Raw genomic sequence first — 15,957 nt, 5'->3', positions numbered from 1 at the left:
GCGAACGCAGACGGACCGGAGGTAAAGTTAGCCATACTTAAGTAGCAAGGGTTGTCCAGGAGCGCCAACGTGTTACCACTATCGGGAAGGTCGGACCAGATCTACATGGGCCCGATCCGTGCCGGCCGCACCGAGCCCAGCACGGGCCGCTCACCCTTACTGTTCTGGGTTCTTGCAGGCAGCGGACGTGTCAGGACCGGATCAACCGTCTACGAGGTGCCGGCAGGCGAGTTGCTGTGGATCCCGGCGGGCGCACGATACGCAATGGAGACGGACTCGGATTCCGTCGCGTTTCCCATCCTGCTCCCACCCTCGGACGGCGTCACCGACGGACCGGCCACCGTGACACGGCTGCGCGTTCCGCCCGGCTGGGAAGACCGACTGATCCACGAGTTCGTTCACAATCTGGGCTATCTACGCGGGGACGCGGCAAAACCGGCGTCTCTCTTCGAGATGATCGCCCGGGCAGACGACGGGTCCACGTCGCTGCCGCGATTGCCGCACTCACGGGAAGCGTTCGAAATCGCGCACGCCCTCTTGCGAACACCTGGCACCGACGACACCGAAGGACAATTCGCGAAGCGCGCCGGGATCAGCACTCGGACGCTCCAGCGGTACTTCGTGGTGGAGACCGGCCTCACCTTCACCCGCTGGCGACTTCGAGCGCGGATCGCCGCCTCGTTGGAATACCTGAAGCAAGACCGCGAGATCAGTTGGATAGCAAACGAAGTCGGGTTCGAAACGGGCAGCGGATTCACTCGCGCCTTCCGAGCCCAGATGGGAGAGAGCCCGAGCGACTATCGCCGACGGGCCCTCTCCGGTCCGTCCGATCGCAGTACGCGAACCGACGATGACCAGGCCTTGGTCCGGATGCTCGCAGAGTCCAGACGACCCGGCGAGACCGCGCCACCGATACCGGCCAACGCGACGTGGCCGCGCGTCAACGGAGCCCACGTTGCAGTGTGGGTCTACCGAGGGCGAGCCCGGGTGGATGTCGCCCACCGCAGCTGGGAACTGCACACCGGCGAGGCCATGATTCTGCCTGCAGGCGTTCGCAATACAGTCACAGTTCCGTCCGGATCACTGCTGCTCCCGCTCGGCTTCCGTGCCTCGAACGGGTCGACCGTATCTGCCGACGCTCTCGAGACCGTCCAATTCTCCCCCGATGACGAGTTGGCATTGCTGCACACTTTCGTCGCCGCCTACACACCCCTGCGCCCGCGTGGCCACGACAGCACCGCGGTGTTCGACATCATCGCCACCGGGCCACTCGCGCAATCGGTTTCAAACGAGGGCAATGCCGATTCGATTGCCACGCGACTGGCAGCGACAATCGCAGCCCGGCCGGCCGACCCTCGCACTCTGGAGGAGTGGGCCCAGGAGTTCGGCACCGACGCGGCCAGGCTGCGCCGGGAGTTCCGGACCGAGACCGGCACCACGTATCCGCAATGGCGATCCCTTTCTCGGATGACCCAGGCACGCACCCAACTACAACTCGGGATTGCACCCGGCACGGTGTCGAGGAACCTGGGTTACGGGCACCTGCCCGCGTTCAGCCGAGCGTTTCGCACTGCGCACGGAATCTCACCGCAGCGCTTCCAAGCCCAGTCCGTCGAACGCGCCCTCTGGTTACGTTCGGTGCCGCGCGCCGCCGAGCCGAGCACGCGGGTTCCTCACATCCACTGAACGAGTTGCCACACGATGCCGTTGGGATCGACGAACTGGCAGTAGCGCTCGCCCCACGGTTCGGTCTCCGGCTCGGTGACGACGGAGGCGCCTTCGGCGGCGATGCGGGTGAACTCCGCGTCGACGTCATCGACCACGAATGCGATGAGCATGCCCTGGCCGGCCGGACCTGCGACGAAGTCGGGCTTGAACGTCCCGAGCCCGGTGCGCAGGAAGACCACGTTGACCCCGGTATCCGGATGATTCAGGGAAACGAAGCCGTCGTCGGCCATGGCCTCGGTGAAACCGAAATGAGTTTTCGCGAAGTGGGCCGAGGCGTCCGTGTCGGTGACGTTCAAGGACAGAGCAGTGCTGGTGATTTTCATCGTGGCCTCCATGATCATAAACCTTGTGCAGTGCATACAGTATGCACCGTATAAGGTATACCACCGTTGAGGTATTCCCGATTTCTGGAGACGACTGATGGCACGCGAACTGATCGACCTACTCTGGCGCGATCACCCCCTGGCACCGAAGGGTGGCGCCCGTGGCCCGCGCGCGAAGGTCACCACCTCACAGGCGGTCGACGTCGCCATCTCCGTCGCGAACACCGACGGCCTCGACGCCGTGACCGTGCGTCGCTTGGCCACCGACCTCGGCATCTCGGGAATGGCGCTCTACACCCACGTCGGATCCCGCGACGATCTGCTGGTGCTCATGGTCGACGCCGTACACGCGAACAGCCCACGTCTGCCGTACGGAAACCTGACGTGGCGCCAACGCGTTCGTCGGGTCGCAGAGGAAGAACTTGCCCTCTATGCGGAGCATTGGTGGCTCCTCGACATCACCGATCAGCGCTCCGCGTTGGGTCCGGGAACTATCGCGAAGTACGACCACGAACTTCACGCGTTCGACCGCACGGGACTGACCGACATCGACCGGGACTCCGCCCTGACATTTGTCGCCGACTTCGCCCGATCCTCGGCGCAAGCACGGCGCCCCGACCCTCGCGCAGCCGACATGGCCGAGGTGTGGTCCTCCTGGAACCAACGCCTGGCCGCTTACCTCGGCGACGACTTCCCGTTGGCTCAGCGCGTCGGCGGCGCGGCGGGAGAAGCGAAGAACACCCCGTACAGCCCCGAGGCGGCGTGGGAGTTCGGGCTCGACCGGGTACTGGACGCTCTCGAGGGGCTTGTTCACATCGAATGACTCGTTCAGATCGAATGACATTCTTGCAATTCGTGGGTGACAATATGTCCGTGCAGCGCTTCGCTTGGTCTCGACGGTTCGGTGGGAAACCTTCGTTATTCGAATCGCGAGAGCTGTTGCACGCCTATGAGAATCGGTCGACCCGAGAGGTGCGGGATTCCGGCGAGCTTCTGATCGAGATTCCGCTGAGCGACGCGAGCATCCTGGAGATCACCATCCTCGATCCCTCCGCGGACTGGATCGAGCCCCGAGTTCGAGGGCTCTGCAGTTCGCTGGACGAGATCCACCGACGAGCCCAACGCATCCTCCGCGGGGGATTCAGCATCGGCTGGATCGAACTCGAATCAGAGCGACACGGCATCATCGACTATTGGGAAGACGGCGTGAACAACGAGTACCCCGTCGCCATTGTGTGGAACGGAAATTCCTGGGAAGAAGCGACGACCACCTAGCCCCGAATTCAGCGGCATATATCCGCGAAGACGGGGTAGACGAGTAGATACCAGCGGCACATCGACTCAACTCCAGGCGTGGTGGACAATGTTTCTCAGCGACCAGTCAATTCGTCGTCACACCCGCCGTTTCGGAGCAGCTCTGTCGCCTTCACACAAGTGGCCTCCGCCCACCGAAACACAGCGCATCGCACGCTGGAGTGAGCGGTCGGAGATGCTCGGCGCGCTGTCGGTACTCCTGTTCTGGGCTTTCGGTTTCGGCATCCTGCTCGGGGCGGGCGCGATTACAACAGGAATCTTCGCGCTCCGACGTCACCCGAAGAAGTCTGGCGGGCATCTGCTCTCGAATGCCCGCCAGCTGCCCTGGGATGCAATAGTCGGCCTCTTCACCGGCGTCATCGGTCTTGCCCTGAGCGGTTGGTTCTTCGTCGTGGTCCTACCTAACATGTAGGCGTCCGCTAGCCGAGACCGTTGGCGTGCGTGGCCAATGTTCGGAGTTCCCGTCGCAGTATCTTGCCGGTGGTGGTGAGCGGCAAGCTGTCGATGAACGTGATCTGCCTGGGATACTGATAGAAAGCAAGGCGACTTTTCACGTGGGTCTGCAACTCTTGGCGAAGCTCTTCCGAAGACTCCGTTCCTTCGGACAGAACGACAAAAGCATGAACAGCTTCCCCTCGCAACGGATCCGGCACACCGATGACACCGGCCATGGCTACCTCGTCGTGCGAGAGCAGGCACTCCTCGATCTCTCCGGGACCGATTCGGTACCCGGCGGACGAAATGACGTCATCTGCGCGTCCCTGGTACCAGAAGTTCCCGGCGTCATCGGTTCGACCCAGATCGCCAGTGTGAATCCAACCGTCGTACACCTTTTCATCGGTCTTCGACGGTTGGTTCCAATAGCCGAGGAACTGTCCGGGATTGCCTGCCTTCACACAGATTTCACCTACCTGTCCCACCTCGACCGGCTCGCCGAACGGATCCCGCAGGGTGATCTCGAAGCCGGGAAAGGCCCGACCCATCGAACCGCTGGCGGGGTTCCACCTCGAACGTGAAGTCCCGATGGTCAGATTCATTTCTGTCTGCCCGTAGAACTCGTTGACATCTACGCCGAACGTGCTCGCCACCCAGGCTTGCAGGGCGTCACCGAGCGCCTCGCCACCAGTTCCCAATGCCCGCAACTGAATACCACGCGCAGCAGTCTTGTCGATGCCGATACTTCGCATCTGCTTGAGCGCGGTGGGCGGAATGAAGGCGCCCGTCACCTTGTGACGGCTCAGTATCTCGACCGCACGCGCCGGCGTGAATTTGTCGGGCGTCGCGACCACGGGACACCCCAACGCAAGTGCGGGGAACAGTACGTCGAACAGACCACCGATCCAGGCCCAGTCTGCCGGCGTCCAGAAGACGTCTCCCCGCTGGGGAGCATTGTCGAACGCCGTCCGCACACCGGGCATGTGCGCCAGGAGGATTCGGTGCCCGTGGAGCGCACCTTTCGGATTACCGGTCGTTCCCGAGGTGTAGATGATGATGGCGTGTGAATCGGGGCCCGTCGCTGCCAATTCCGCGCTTTCTGCGGCATTGTCGACGAGGTTGTGGAAATCGAGGAGTTGAACGGGCGTCGGATGAAACTGCTGATCGAACTCTCCGACAACGATTACGGCTTCGAGGCCAGGGATGTCGCTGATTCCGTCGACGACTCGTTCGTAACAGTCCTTGTCGATCACAAGAACCTTTGCACCGGAGTCACGCATTCGATGGACTAGCGCATCCGCGCCGAACTTGACCGAAAGCGGAACGGTGACCATTCCGGATCGGAAGGCGCCCAGATGTGTCGCGAGAACCTCGATCCCCTGTGGGACCATCACACCGACGCGGTCCCCTGAGACAAGGCCGAGGTCCGCGAGCACGGTTGCGAACTTTCGGCTTCTCGTGGCAACTTCACCGAATGTGTACCGAGTCCAGTGTCCAGCGGTGTCTACGACCAAGGCTGGATCATCTGGATTCTGCACATCGACACATGCGTGCGCGATGTTGAATTGCTCTGGCACAGTCCATTCGAAGTGTTCTGCTTCGAGGTCCTGCCACCATGGCATATGCTGCCGAGAACTCACCGAACACCCACTTCGAGGTCGAGGGAATGGGTCTCGCCCACCAGGAAAGAGAATTCGCCGGAGAAGACAAGGTCTCCGTCTTGGTTGACGAGTGAACCTTTCGACGTCACGATCGCGGTCTCACCGTCCGAGCGCGGGCGCACCGACAGCACTTCCGACACCGCATGCACCGAGTCACCGAGGTAGGTCGGCCTGTGGAATCTGACCTGGTCGAGCCCATAGAAGCACTGCAGATACCGGGGATCCAACTCCACCAGGCCGAGCAAGGTGGACAACATGAGAGCACCGTGGGCGATCTGTCGACCGAAGCGCGTCTGCTGCGCGTAGTCGGGGTCGAGGTGAAGAGGATGGCGGTCCCAGGTGAGGTCGGCGAAACTTCGCACATAGTCTTCGGTGACGACTCGCGGGTCCGTTACCGCAATGTCTCCGACAGAGATCTCTTCGAAACTCTTTGTGATCATTGAAGTTTCCTCTATTAGTTGACAACCGTTGAGCGCTGATCGACCGGCGGCAGATACGCCCCGTTGTCATCGATGTACATGTCGCGACTTCCTTCGTCGAGGTCGGTGTCACGGACGAAGTAGACGCTGATCAGCGAAATAACCGACAGGGCAGCGATATACACAGCGACCGCAAACGATCCTCCGGTTGCGCGAACCAACATGGCGGCAACCATCGGCGCGATTGCACCACCCAAGAGCACCCCGATCTGAAAAGCGATGGACGCTGCGCTGTACCGCACCCGTGCGTCGAACAATTCGGCGATGAACGTCGCCTGCGGCCCGTACGAAATGCTGAGCATGAATGCGCCGACTGCCAATGCGCCGGTGGTGATCCAGAAGTTGCCGGTATCTATCGCGGCGAATGCAACGAAGACCCACACTCCCATGCCGGTGATTCCGACCATCAGGATCCGGCGTCGGCCGAATTTCTCGGACAGTTGGCCGAAGATCGGAATGAAGATGACTGCAACGAGCGCGGACACCATGACGGCGCCGAGCATGAGGTTTCCGGACAGCAGATCGAACTGATCGGCGTATGTCAGGCTGTAGGTGTTGAGGATGTAGAAGTAAGCACCCGTGCTTATCATCGAACCTGCGGCAAGAATGATTTGACGAGGATAGTTCTTGAACGCGTCGACCATCGGAATCTTGACCGCGGTGTTCTGCTGCTTCACGCGAGCGAACGCAGGTGTCTCTTCCAACGCGGTGCGAATGTAAAGTCCCACGGCAACCAACGCGATACTCAGCAGGAAGGGAATTCTCCACCCCCACACCAGGAATTGGTCTCCGGTGAGCGCCTTGGTGCCGAACATGACGGCCGTCGCCAGCAGAAGGCCGGCCGGCACACCGACCTGCGGCATGCTGCCGTAGAAGCCGCGGCGATTCTTGGGTGCGTATTCCACAGCAGTCAGAACTGCACCGCCCCACTCACCGCCGACGCCGAAGCCTTGAATCAGTCTCAGCAATACGAGAAGAATCGGGGCCCACACGCCGATCTGGGCGGAGGTCGGAAGGACGCCGACCAGGAACGTCGCGGCTCCCATCAAGAGAAGTGCAAGAACCAGGACCTTCTTGCGTCCGATGCGGTCACCGAAGTGGCCCATCACAACGCCCCCGAGCGGCCGCGCCAGGAAGCCGACCGCGAAGGTGGCGAACGAGAGAATCGTCGCGAGCGCGGGATCTGCACCCGAAAAGAACAGTGGCGCAAAGACCAGCGCGGCGGATGCGCCGTAGATCTGAAAGTCGTACCACTCGATCGTGGTGCCAACCAGAACCGATCCCGCCACACGCCGCAGGGCAGGCCTGTCGACAGTTGCGGGAGATGGAGGATTCGCGTCGTTCATGTCATTGCTCCTTGTATGGAGTGCCCTGTTAGCTCTCGCACCGAGAGGGAGGCTCGACAAGGAGACTATGCAGTGACCCAGGGCACAGTCAAGCTTTTTTCAATCGATCGATTGATTAGTCGAGACGCAATTCGCCAGTATATGAACAGCTATCAATCAACTGATTGACGGTCAGTCGATTTCGGCGGCGATGCTAGCATGATTGGGCAACCAACCGAAATGAGGATCATGGACCTGGGGCGCGTTCAACGGGCGGCAGTCACGCTGTTCGCGACGAAAGGGTTCGCCGCCACCGGCATTCGTGAACTCGGAGCAGAAGCCGGCATCAACTCGGCAACGCTCTATCACTACGTCGGCAGCAAAGAATCACTGTTGGCTTCGATCATTCGGTCGTGCCTCGACGAGCTGACGCAGTCGGGAGAGCGGGCCATGCGTCGCAGCGCCGATCCCGTAGTCCAGCTCGCCGGCTTGGTGTCCTCACACGTCGGCATTACCGCCGTCAACCAACTGACTGCCCGCGTCGCCGAGTACGAGATGCGCGGGTTGACCGGCGACAACAGAATCGAGTTGCAGACGCTGCGCGACGAGTACGAGCTTCTTTTCGGACAGATCCTCGAACGCGGCCAACGCGTGGGAGCCTTCGACATCGAAGATCTGGCCTTGAGTCGACTCGCGATACTCGAGATGTGCACCGGGGTCGCGCACTGGTACCGGCCCGGTGGGCGCCTCGAGTTGGAAGATGTACAACGATTCTTCGTGAGCACGACGTGCAAGCTTCTGTCGGTTCCGTCTGACGAACTGAACGGCGTGGAATTCATTCACGACGTTCGAAAGCTGGACAGCGAGCCCGAGACTCAGTCCTCTGAAATTTGGGGCACCCACGCACAGAGCGACTTCGTGCGCCGGTCCGAACCGTAATCACACCAGAACTCCCGGGCTGTGGTACGCACTGAACATGCACCTACCCGCGGACAGCCATGTTCACAGCGAGTGGTCGTGGGACACCGGCGGACCACAGTCCGACGCTTCCGGGCGAATGCAACAGACTTGCGCGCGTGCCGAAGCAATCGGATTGTCCGCGTTGGTGTTCACCGAACATCTCGACTTCGATGCTCGTTGGCGCACAACCGCCGCAGATCTGATGCCCCATCAAATTCATCTGCTGAGCACCGACGGCTACGTCCGCGTACCGATCCTCGACCTCGACGGCTATCTCGACAGCATCGAACGATGTCGACACCGTTTTCCTGAATTGCAGATTCTCACCGGAGTCGAGTTCGGGCAACCGCACCTGCACGAAGCGCAGGCGACGCAACTCCTTGATCTCGGTGTCATCGACCGAGTATTGGGTTCCTTGCACACGCTCGAAGTCGGCGAAGATCGAAGTGAACCGAACACTCTGTTCCGCATTTGGGACGCCGACGAGGTCATGTGGGCGTACCTCGAAGAGATTCCGCGCATGGTCGCGGGTTCCCGTGTCTTCGAAGTGTTCACCCACATCGACTACGCGGTGCGCGCATGGCCGACCGAAAGTGCGGGACCGTTCGATCCCCGCCGATTCGAAGAGGGATTCCGAAATGCCATGCGCGCCATAGCCAACAGCGACCGAGCCCTCGAGATGAACACCCGTCGGCTGTGGCCCTGGATACCCCAATGGTGGAGCGAAGAGGGAGGCAAAGCGGTGACATTCGGCAGCGATGCACATGTGCCCGAAGCTTTGGCAGCCAACTTCCCGGAAGCGACAGCGATGCTCGAGCACTACGGATTCCGTCCGGGTCAACGTCCGGAAGAGTATTGGACCCGCTGATCCACCTGATTCCAAGACCTACATTTTCCGTGAACTCGGGTTGTCGGAGACGGATCAACCCGCAATAGTCGATGTATGGATCGGTACAAGATCACGATGCCCGACGGCTCTTCGACCGAGGAACCTTTCAACTCCGACATGGAAGCAATCACTTGCGCAGTGGATGCCAACCGAGGAGTCAGCAAGAACCTCGTAGTCGAAAAATACACGGCCGACGGTCATCTGGTTCCTATCGCGCAGGCACCTGCGAAACAAACAGGTCGTCACAAGAAGAACCGTTCGAAGCGTTGAATAGTCGACTAGATCCCAACTCTCGAAATCGGTGTGTGACGACCGGATGCGTGACGCAGAAGTAGTTGGATCGCATGCTCGACGGTCGCTCCCAGGACTGCTTCGGGGTCACCTGAGAAAACCTGTTTCTCTGTTTCCGCGGTCCCATGGTCGACGACACCGAACCACACTGTTCCCGGTGGAACGTTCTCCTGGGTATCCGGACCGGCTTCGCCAGTGACAGCCAGTGCCAACGTCGCGCCGAACAGTGTGGCAGTGCTGTGTGCCATGACCCGAGCAGCGTCCTCGCAGACGACCGGGCCGTCAGGAACATGAAGAACGGAATGCTTGACCGCTCGGGTATAGGCGACGATCCCGCCACAAAACCACGATCCCGCGTTCGGTGCCTTCCCCAGATGTGCAGCGATGTTCCCGGCAGTCAACGATTCCGCTGTGGCGACTGTCAGGCCACGCTCTTCGACCACGGTGGCCAGCCGACGGCACAGCGCGTCGAGGTCCTTGTTCGACTGAATTTCGGGACGTGGATCGTCAGTCATATGTTGCCACTCTTGTCTTCGCTCCTCCCTACGCCGGTCTGATGTGCCGGCCCCACTCCGCTTTCGCTGGAATTCGATTCAGTGGTCTCCGCGGCAGGTTGCTCGTCCGCGGGGGATGCAGTTCGACCACCGGCAGTCTCTTCCGCCGGTGGTGCCTTGAACTCGGAATCGGTGACCGGTTCGCCGGCCCCTCCGGTATTCGGCCCACCAGAACTCTCGGCCTCCTTGAAGGCCGACTTCTTTGCGGACTCCTGACGTCCGTCGTAGGGCGGCACAGCCGGTTCAGACGCGGTGGGCTCGGCAGGAGTCGTCTCAGTTCCTTCCACCCCCGAGATCGTCTCCTCGTCGTCGAACGAGCCGGAAGGGCGATCTACCGGACCGCCTCCGGGTTCATTCGAGCCCGTGCCTCGCGAGCCTACGGCTCCACGCGCAGACTGAGGTTCCTCGGACGCCCGCTCGCCAGATTCGTTTTTCATGACCAACCCTTCGCCATCCTGCAACTCGCGACGCGGCCTACAGACGGGATGACTTCTGCACGGGGAGCCGACAAGTCCTCATTTCCAGTGAACTCGGCACGAAATTGGAAGTCAACGCCTCCCCGTTTCCAGTAGGCCCCGTTATCTGCAGGTCCCGGCTGCCTACAGCTCACTGACCTCTTGCGAACTGCACCCATCGAAAGTGCGTCGGGCGCACTCGCCGATCACATCGGCCACCCGTGACCGGCGTGCGAGTTGCCGGCGCTGCACGATCGCTCCGTTTCCGTTACTGAAGACCTTGTCCAAGGAAGCCGTGACCTGCTCGAATTCTCCGAATGCGGTCAGAGCAGGTTCGACATGATCGACCAGTCGCCGAACCGCCTGGTGCGCAGTCAGCAAGCGTACCGATTCGACGTCGAGCGACCTCCCGTCGAGTCCGTCACGCGCCGCCCGCCAGCAAGCCGCGCGGAGTAGCTCTTGATCGACGGCAGGCGCAACCTCACCTTTGGTGATCGCAGCGGATGCGGTGCCGACGAGCGCCTGCACCAGTGTGGCCAGAGTCATCGTCTCCTCCACGGTGGCGGGAACGTCACTGATCCGAATCTCCACGGTGGGAAGGTGATCCGACATGCGCACGTCCCAATAGACCATGTGCGGATCGAGAATGACCCCAGTCTCCAGCATCGCTGCAACAGCATCTTCGTAGTGCCCCACAGACTCGAAGAAGGGCGGCGGACCCGAACTCGGCCACCTGCCGAACAAAACGTAACGCCAACTCGCATAACCGGTATCGCGTCCGGCACTGATCGGCGAGTTCGCCGTCAATGCCAACAAGGTAGGTAACCACGGACGCAGATGATTGATGATCTGGACCGATCGTTCTCGATCTTCGACACCCACGTGGATATGGCAGCCACACATCACACCTTCGGTGATCGCACCGAATTGACCGGCCATTCGTTGGTATCGCGACTTCTGCGTGATCTCGTCGACCGGTGGATCGTAGAACGGCGTCCCGACTGCGATGAGTTGACATCCCACACGGGAAGCAGCTTCGGCAGTGAGGGCACGAGACTCACAGAGTTGATCACGAAGATCACGAATATGGCTGCCGACCGAAGTGGAAGTCTCCACCTGACAACGTGTGAGTTCGAGTTGCAGAGAGATCCCGAGTTCTTGCCCCGCGGCAGCCACCTCGGCGTTGCGCGGAGCGGGATGCCCAGTCTGCGGATCACAGAGCAAAAACTCCTCTTCGACACCGAGAGTCGGTGCACCTGACAAAAATAGGTCGGGAGTCGCCTTCGCATTCATAGGACTTCCTCGCACCGGTTTCCATCCACATCCGTTACTTAGAGCGTACGTCCTTCTACCTATTTCGGCACTACTCAAACTGTTTCATTCAGCCACCGATCGGGTAGTTGCTTGCGAACCGACCACAGGCCGAAGGATCACAATTCTTCATGAACTCAGGATGGAGTGTGCCATGACAAACGCAAGCGGGAGTTCACCGGTAGACGACGAACACACCAATCGATCGCACGTCGGGGAGGCAATCAGCGACGGTCGCAACTATCCCGGGTACCTGCTGATCGGACTGGGTCTGGCAACACTCGGATTAACCTTGGTAGCAGCAGGTTACGGATTTCGTGGTTGGGCAGTCATTGCCGGCGCCGTGTGCGTGGTGTCCTTCATCGTCGGAACACTGGCCATCTTGATGGAACACCGTCGGGTCAAGCGACTGGAAGGTCAGGAACTCTCCGATCAAGAAGGGCACTGAACGGACGGCTCGAGTCGTATTCTGCACAAGCAGAATACGACTCGAGCAGAATGGAGCTCAGTGATTTCGGAGTTTCTCGATCAGCTCACCCTTGTTCAGCTTCGAATAGCCGTGCAGATCGAGTTCCTTGGCGCGTTCTTTCAGCTCGTCGACCGTCCACTCCTCATAAGGCGAGGATTGCCCGCCCGACTTAGCGACATTCGACCGCCCTCGATTGGCGGCCGCATTGGAGATTCGGGCCGCTTTCTCCTTGGAATCACCCTTCTCGCGTAGCTCTTCGTAGAGTTCTTGATCCTTGAGTTGAGGTTGTGAGTCCTTGCGAGCCACTGTTTCGTCCCTTCACTCGTCTTCACTCCGGCGGTGTGGCCGAATTGGCAGTTCGGCCACACCGCAAGTTCGAACGTACGCCGGCACTCAGGATGTGGGCGGCACCTCGAAACGCCCCCACACGCGGTGCGTCTTCAGAAGCTGAGCCAGCGAGGCCAGGGCCCCTTCCGCGTCCGCATCGACCACGACTCCCAATGCAGACTCGTCGATACCGGCGGCGGCCAGCGCACTCATGCTCTCACCCCAACCACCAATTGCCTTGCTGTGACGATACATTTCGTTCAGCAGAGTCTCCACCCGTGGATCCAACTTGCCCTCGCCGATCCGAGAAACGTCGCCGCTCAGCAGGATTGCGTCGAATTCGATCGATCGAGCTGTGAGGTACGTTCGCTGCACCGTCACCGCGTCGTCACCGTCCCCGATGGTTCCGCCGTGCGGGCCGAGGATCAGCGGCACCATACCGGCATCGAAGATCTTGTCTCTAACGGCGACAACCGTTTCGAGGTCGGAGTTCTCGTCGACCAGTAGTGCGATGATCCTTCCGTCTACCGGCCATTCCTCACCGACCTGGGACAGCGCAGGGCTGAGCTCCGGATCACTCAACGGCTCCGTCGGTTCGGGAACCGGAAGGCCAAGCCCCCCTGCGACGATCGACACGAGACCCGCGTCGATGTTTGCCAAGATTCCCAGATTCCGGGTCTTGATGTTCTCTTCGTAGCACTTGCCCAGTTCGAAGGTATACGCCTGCGCGACGTGCTCCTGTTCGACAGGGGAGAGGCTGCGATAGAAGAGTCGAGCTTGCGAGAAGTGATCGTCGAACGATGCCGGCGCCTGCCTCACCTTTCGCCCTGAAACTTCCTCGGGCACCTCGATGTAGGCCGCGCTGTCCGCCGAGGCCAGGAACGGGCACCCGCCGTCCAACGAATTGGGATGGTACGGCGCGACTCCGGTATGCACACCGTCCTGATGGAAGCCGTCGCGGAGCATGTCGTTGACGGGCGAGTGAGGACGGTTGATCGGAATCTGGTCGAAGTTGGGGCCACCGAGTCGCGTGATCTGGGTGTCGAGGTACGAGAACAAACGCGCCTGCAGGAGACGATCGTTGGTGATGTCGACGCCCGGGACCAAGTGCCCCGGATGGAATGCAACCTGCTCGGTCTCGGCGAAAAAGTTCGTCGGATTGGCATCGAGTGTCATCGTTCCGATGACCTGAACCGGCGCGAGTTCTTCGGGCACGATCTTGGTGGGATCCAAAAGATCTATGCCTTCGAACATTTCGTCTGCGGTATCGGGGAACACCTGCACGCCCAGATCCCAGGACGGATATGCGCCCGCCTCGATGGCGTCGGCAAGATCGCGGCGATGGAAATCCGGATCCACACCGCCGGCGATCTGCGCTTCCTCCCACACGAGTGAATGCACTCCAGCGGCCGGCTTCCAGTGAAATTTCACCAGATTCGTCTCGCCGTCGGCATTCACGAGCCTGAACGTGTGAATGCCGAAGCCCTCCATCATGCGATAGGAGCGCGGGATGCCTCGATCGGACATGTTCCACAATGTGTGCGCCGTGGCTTCGGTGTGCAGCGACACGAAATCCCAGAAGGTGTCGTGAGCACTCTGCGCCTGCGGAATCTCCCGGTCCGGGTGAGGTTTAGCGGCATGGATGATGTCCGGGAACTTGATTCCGTCCTGAATGAAGAACACCGGGATGTTGTTGCCCACCAGATCGAAGACACCTTCGTCGGTGTAGAACTTGGTGGCGAAGCCGCGTGTGTCTCGGACGGTATCCGCCGAACCGCGTGAACCCAGAACTGTGGAGAAGCGTACGAATACCGGGGTTCTGGCACCGGAAGCGAACAACGAGGCTTTACAGATGTTTTCGGCTGCACCATTGGCCAGGAACGTGCCGTGCGCGGCCGCACCGCGAGCGTGGACGACGCGCTCCGGAATTCGCTCGTGATCGAAATGTGTGATCTTCTCACGCAGATGGTGATCCTGGAGAAGAGTCGGGCCCCGCTCGCCTGCGGTGAGTGAGTGGTCGGTCTCGTAAAGCCGTGTACCGGTTGCAGTGGTGAGGTACTCCCCCCGCTGGCCGCGACCGTTTCCCTTCACCTTCTCCTCGGCACCCGCGACGGTACGCACCTCCGGCTGCCGCTGGTCGTCCTTGGGCGGCAATGGCTGTCGAGGCTTGACCGGCTCTTTCAGGTCCGGCGCTTTCGGGGCCGGTGCACCTGGGACGGACTGAGATGAAGGCATCGAACAGCTCCTCTTGATCGTCATGCTGGGCGCACGAATTCTGGTACGCCCTAAGTAAGTAGAGATTTCAAACTGAATGCGGAGCCACGACTCACCCCCGGGCTGGGATCAATCCCAGGCCGAGGGCGACGAGTGCGTCAGGGCTATTGCTCGGACTTCTGTCGCGCTTCGTCCGCGGCCGCTTCAGCGCGAGCCTTCTCGGCTTCTGCCTCTTTCTTCGCGACTTCTCGCTGGCTTTCGGCTTTGTCCTGCTGAGCACGGCCCTCTCGGGTCAAACTGTCGTTTCCGGAGACCGCACCAACGGCTTCCTTCGCCTTACCCTTGACGTCCTCTACAACGCCTTTGATGCCCTCGCTGGGGCCGCTCTTGTCGTCTGGCACGTTGACCCTCCAATTCGTTCGGATTCTCGCTCGGGGTTCCCGCGCAGGCAGGACTCCCACACAGAAGGCCCTACCCCGTCGAAATTCGCATAAACATTTAGTGCTGGGACGAGGTGCGGGCATGACTCCTGTGGTCGAACTGCGACGTTGTTGCACCAGTGCGAATTTCGTTCAGCGTTACGTGCGCGACGCTTTTGTTCAGTCCGGCATCGAGTAGCGATCAACCGTTCTCAGAAACTGTCTACCGGGCACAGGAATTGGCGGGACTCGTTCCAGAAGGGGAAGAGGTCTGTGGTCGTGGCCGCGGGGTGGTCGATCCCGGCGAGAGTGTAGAAATCGAGAATCGTCCGACCAGCGGTTGCGCTGACCTCGCATGCCTGCAAGCTCAGCTTTGCCTCCGCCACGAAGCCGATGCTGCGGGCAAAGGGCCCGAGAGTCCCGGCATTGACGAAGCTCTCGAGATTTTGTCCCCACTGGTTGTAGTCCGACTGCATAGCAAAGCTGCATGTTTCGCCGAACAACTCGGTGCAGGTGGTCGGCTGCCCACCGATCGTGTGCTCCGTATCGGCAAGCTCGTGAGAGGTGCGTTCGCGCGGGGATCCGGAAAGCAACAGCAAGATGGCGACGGCCAAGGCAACCACCAGAAGGATGCTTGCGGCCGTTGCCAGTATCGCCTTCACAATCCCTCGATCCACGTAAGTTCATGAGGGCAACCGATTTTCGAACACCGGCCATTACATTTGTACCCGCGGCGTTCAGGGTCCAAACATCGACCAGGCTGGGAGCCGTCCGTCAGTCCGGGGGATCTGTGAGAGAACCTG

19 protein-coding genes are annotated in these 15,957 nt (G+C 60.7%); 8 read left to right on the top strand and 11 right to left on the bottom strand.

What is annotated here, in order from left to right; all coding sequences use genetic code 11:
* Positions 1–69: 69 nt before the first annotated feature.
* Positions 70–1,686, top strand: coding sequence for an AraC family transcriptional regulator (locus tag ABWI03_RS27305; RefSeq protein WP_298772874.1), 1,617 nt, complete (start codon positions 70–72; stop codon positions 1,684–1,686).
* Here ABWI03_RS27305 and ABWI03_RS27300 read toward each other — a convergent pair.
* Positions 1,674–2,051, bottom strand: a complete 378-nt coding sequence (locus tag ABWI03_RS27300) for a VOC family protein (RefSeq protein ID WP_298772872.1) — start codon at positions 2,049–2,051, stop codon at positions 1,674–1,676. The genes ABWI03_RS27305 and ABWI03_RS27300 overlap by 13 nt on opposite strands.
* A 97-nt stretch (positions 2,052–2,148) precedes the next feature.
* Between ABWI03_RS27300 and ABWI03_RS27295 the strand changes: the two genes are divergently transcribed.
* The 3 genes from ABWI03_RS27295 (at position 2,149) to ABWI03_RS27285 (ending at position 3,777) form a co-directional block, all read left to right on the top strand.
* A complete protein-coding gene (locus ABWI03_RS27295; RefSeq protein WP_166809947.1) occupies positions 2,149–2,874 on the top strand; it encodes a TetR/AcrR family transcriptional regulator in 726 nt (241 codons plus the stop codon).
* A gap of 149 nt (positions 2,875–3,023) precedes the next feature.
* Positions 3,024–3,326, top strand: a complete 303-nt coding sequence (locus ABWI03_RS27290) for a hypothetical protein (RefSeq protein WP_298772870.1) — start codon at positions 3,024–3,026, stop codon at positions 3,324–3,326.
* 88 nt (positions 3,327–3,414) lie between these two features.
* Positions 3,415–3,777: a hypothetical protein gene (locus ABWI03_RS27285; protein ID WP_234036585.1), complete on the top strand. Its 363-nt coding sequence runs from the start codon at positions 3,415–3,417 to the stop codon at positions 3,775–3,777.
* A 7-nt stretch (positions 3,778–3,784) separates the two neighbouring features.
* Here the strand turns inward: ABWI03_RS27285 and ABWI03_RS27280 are convergent, their stop codons facing one another.
* From ABWI03_RS27280 to ABWI03_RS27270, 3 genes are all read right to left on the bottom strand, one after another.
* Positions 3,785–5,314: an AMP-binding protein gene (locus tag ABWI03_RS27280; protein WP_387411010.1), complete on the bottom strand. Its 1,530-nt coding sequence runs from the start codon at positions 5,312–5,314 to the stop codon at positions 3,785–3,787.
* 122 nt (positions 5,315–5,436) lie between these two features.
* Positions 5,437–5,901, bottom strand: a complete 465-nt coding sequence (locus ABWI03_RS27275) for a MaoC family dehydratase (RefSeq protein WP_200312966.1) — start codon at positions 5,899–5,901, stop codon at positions 5,437–5,439.
* Between the two features lie 14 nt (positions 5,902–5,915).
* Positions 5,916–7,286, bottom strand: a complete 1,371-nt coding sequence (locus ABWI03_RS27270; protein ID WP_042448184.1) for an MFS transporter — start codon at positions 7,284–7,286, stop codon at positions 5,916–5,918.
* A 219-nt stretch (positions 7,287–7,505) separates the two neighbouring features.
* Between ABWI03_RS27270 and ABWI03_RS27265 the strand changes: the two genes are divergently transcribed.
* The 3 genes from ABWI03_RS27265 to ABWI03_RS27255 all read left to right on the top strand — a co-directional run bounded on the left by ABWI03_RS27265 (position 7,506) and on the right by ABWI03_RS27255 (position 9,384).
* Positions 7,506–8,204, top strand: coding sequence for a TetR/AcrR family transcriptional regulator (locus tag ABWI03_RS27265; protein ID WP_240952064.1), 699 nt, complete (start codon positions 7,506–7,508; stop codon positions 8,202–8,204).
* Between the two features lie 37 nt (positions 8,205–8,241).
* The gene (locus ABWI03_RS27260; RefSeq protein WP_166809951.1) at positions 8,242–9,093 is read left to right on the top strand and encodes a PHP domain-containing protein; all 852 of its coding nucleotides are present in this window, start codon (positions 8,242–8,244) and stop codon (positions 9,091–9,093) included.
* A 75-nt stretch (positions 9,094–9,168) separates the two neighbouring features.
* Positions 9,169–9,384, top strand: a complete 216-nt coding sequence (locus tag ABWI03_RS27255) for a hypothetical protein (RefSeq protein ID WP_235170663.1) — start codon at positions 9,169–9,171, stop codon at positions 9,382–9,384.
* An 8-nt stretch (positions 9,385–9,392) separates the two neighbouring features.
* Here ABWI03_RS27255 and ABWI03_RS27250 read toward each other — a convergent pair whose 3' ends face one another.
* The 3 genes from ABWI03_RS27250 to ABWI03_RS27240 all read right to left on the bottom strand — a co-directional run bounded on the left by ABWI03_RS27250 (position 9,393) and on the right by ABWI03_RS27240 (position 11,707).
* Positions 9,393–9,920 carry a CinA family protein gene (locus ABWI03_RS27250; RefSeq protein WP_095971748.1) on the bottom strand — a complete coding sequence of 176 codons (528 nt, stop codon included), beginning with the start codon at positions 9,918–9,920 and terminating at the stop codon, positions 9,393–9,395.
* Positions 9,917–10,396 carry a hypothetical protein gene (locus ABWI03_RS27245; protein WP_298772861.1) on the bottom strand — a complete coding sequence of 160 codons (480 nt, stop codon included), beginning with the start codon at positions 10,394–10,396 and terminating at the stop codon, positions 9,917–9,919. The genes ABWI03_RS27250 and ABWI03_RS27245 overlap by 4 nt, the downstream gene beginning before the upstream one ends.
* A gap of 162 nt (positions 10,397–10,558) precedes the next feature.
* Entirely contained in the window at positions 10,559–11,707 is a 1,149-nt protein-coding gene (locus tag ABWI03_RS27240; RefSeq protein ID WP_298772859.1) for a glutamate--cysteine ligase 2, read from the bottom strand.
* 160 nt (positions 11,708–11,867) lie between these two features.
* Here ABWI03_RS27240 and ABWI03_RS27235 point away from each other — a divergent pair, with 160 nt between their 5' ends.
* Positions 11,868–12,173 (top strand): hypothetical protein, encoded by a 306-nt coding sequence (locus tag ABWI03_RS27235; RefSeq protein WP_298772856.1) that lies wholly within the window; start codon positions 11,868–11,870, stop codon positions 12,171–12,173.
* A 57-nt stretch (positions 12,174–12,230) separates the two neighbouring features.
* On the opposite strand, the gene ABWI03_RS27230 is transcribed toward ABWI03_RS27235, so the two are convergent.
* The 4 genes from ABWI03_RS27230 to ABWI03_RS27215 form a co-directional block, all read right to left on the bottom strand.
* On the bottom strand, positions 12,231–12,500 hold the full coding sequence (locus tag ABWI03_RS27230) for a DUF7218 family protein (RefSeq protein WP_095971744.1): 270 nt from the start codon (positions 12,498–12,500) through the stop codon (positions 12,231–12,233).
* 87 nt (positions 12,501–12,587) lie between these two features.
* Complete coding sequence (locus ABWI03_RS27225) at positions 12,588–14,756, bottom strand: catalase (protein WP_298772854.1); 2,169 nt, start codon at positions 14,754–14,756, stop codon at positions 12,588–12,590.
* A gap of 143 nt (positions 14,757–14,899) precedes the next feature.
* Positions 14,900–15,136: a microaggregate-binding protein 1 gene (gene mbp1 / locus ABWI03_RS27220; protein ID WP_003943084.1), complete on the bottom strand. Its 237-nt coding sequence runs from the start codon at positions 15,134–15,136 to the stop codon at positions 14,900–14,902.
* A 230-nt stretch (positions 15,137–15,366) separates the two neighbouring features.
* The gene (locus ABWI03_RS27215) at positions 15,367–15,831 is read right to left on the bottom strand and encodes a hypothetical protein (RefSeq protein ID WP_298772852.1); all 465 of its coding nucleotides are present in this window, start codon (positions 15,829–15,831) and stop codon (positions 15,367–15,369) included.
* Between the last annotated feature and the right edge of the window lie 126 nt (positions 15,832–15,957).

It is taken from the genome of Rhodococcus baikonurensis (assembly GCF_040489275.1).
In the GTDB taxonomy this organism is placed as follows: domain Bacteria; phylum Actinomycetota; class Actinomycetes; order Mycobacteriales; family Mycobacteriaceae; genus Rhodococcus_F; species Rhodococcus_F baikonurensis.
This window is presented reverse-complemented; position numbering and strand designations above follow the sequence as displayed.

Bases quoted from the DNA above. Each gene is read 5' to 3' on its own strand.
- ABWI03_RS27300 (WP_298772872.1), bottom strand. From the start codon at position 2,051: ATGAAAATCACCAGCACTGCTCTGTCCTTGAACGTCACCGACACGGAC.
- ABWI03_RS27295 (WP_166809947.1), top strand. From the start codon at position 2,149: ATGGCACGCGAACTGATCGACCTACTCTGGCGCGATCACCCCCTGGCA.
- ABWI03_RS27285 (WP_234036585.1), top strand. From the start codon at position 3,415: ATGTTTCTCAGCGACCAGTCAATTCGTCGTCACACCCGCCGTTTCGGA.
- ABWI03_RS27275 (WP_200312966.1), bottom strand. From the start codon at position 5,901: ATGATCACAAAGAGTTTCGAAGAGATCTCTGTCGGAGACATTGCGGTA.
- ABWI03_RS27270 (WP_042448184.1), bottom strand. From the start codon at position 7,286: ATGAACGACGCGAATCCTCCATCTCCCGCAACTGTCGACAGGCCTGCC.
- ABWI03_RS27265 (WP_240952064.1), top strand. From the start codon at position 7,506: ATGAGGATCATGGACCTGGGGCGCGTTCAACGGGCGGCAGTCACGCTG.
- ABWI03_RS27260 (WP_166809951.1), top strand. From the start codon at position 8,242: ATGCACCTACCCGCGGACAGCCATGTTCACAGCGAGTGGTCGTGGGAC.
- ABWI03_RS27255 (WP_235170663.1), top strand. From the start codon at position 9,169: ATGGATCGGTACAAGATCACGATGCCCGACGGCTCTTCGACCGAGGAA.
- ABWI03_RS27250 (WP_095971748.1), bottom strand. From the start codon at position 9,920: ATGACTGACGATCCACGTCCCGAAATTCAGTCGAACAAGGACCTCGAC.
- ABWI03_RS27245 (WP_298772861.1), bottom strand. From the start codon at position 10,396: ATGAAAAACGAATCTGGCGAGCGGGCGTCCGAGGAACCTCAGTCTGCG.
- ABWI03_RS27240 (WP_298772859.1), bottom strand. From the start codon at position 11,707: ATGAATGCGAAGGCGACTCCCGACCTATTTTTGTCAGGTGCACCGACT.
- ABWI03_RS27235 (WP_298772856.1), top strand. From the start codon at position 11,868: ATGGAGTGTGCCATGACAAACGCAAGCGGGAGTTCACCGGTAGACGAC.
- ABWI03_RS27225 (WP_298772854.1), bottom strand. From the start codon at position 14,756: ATGCCTTCATCTCAGTCCGTCCCAGGTGCACCGGCCCCGAAAGCGCCG.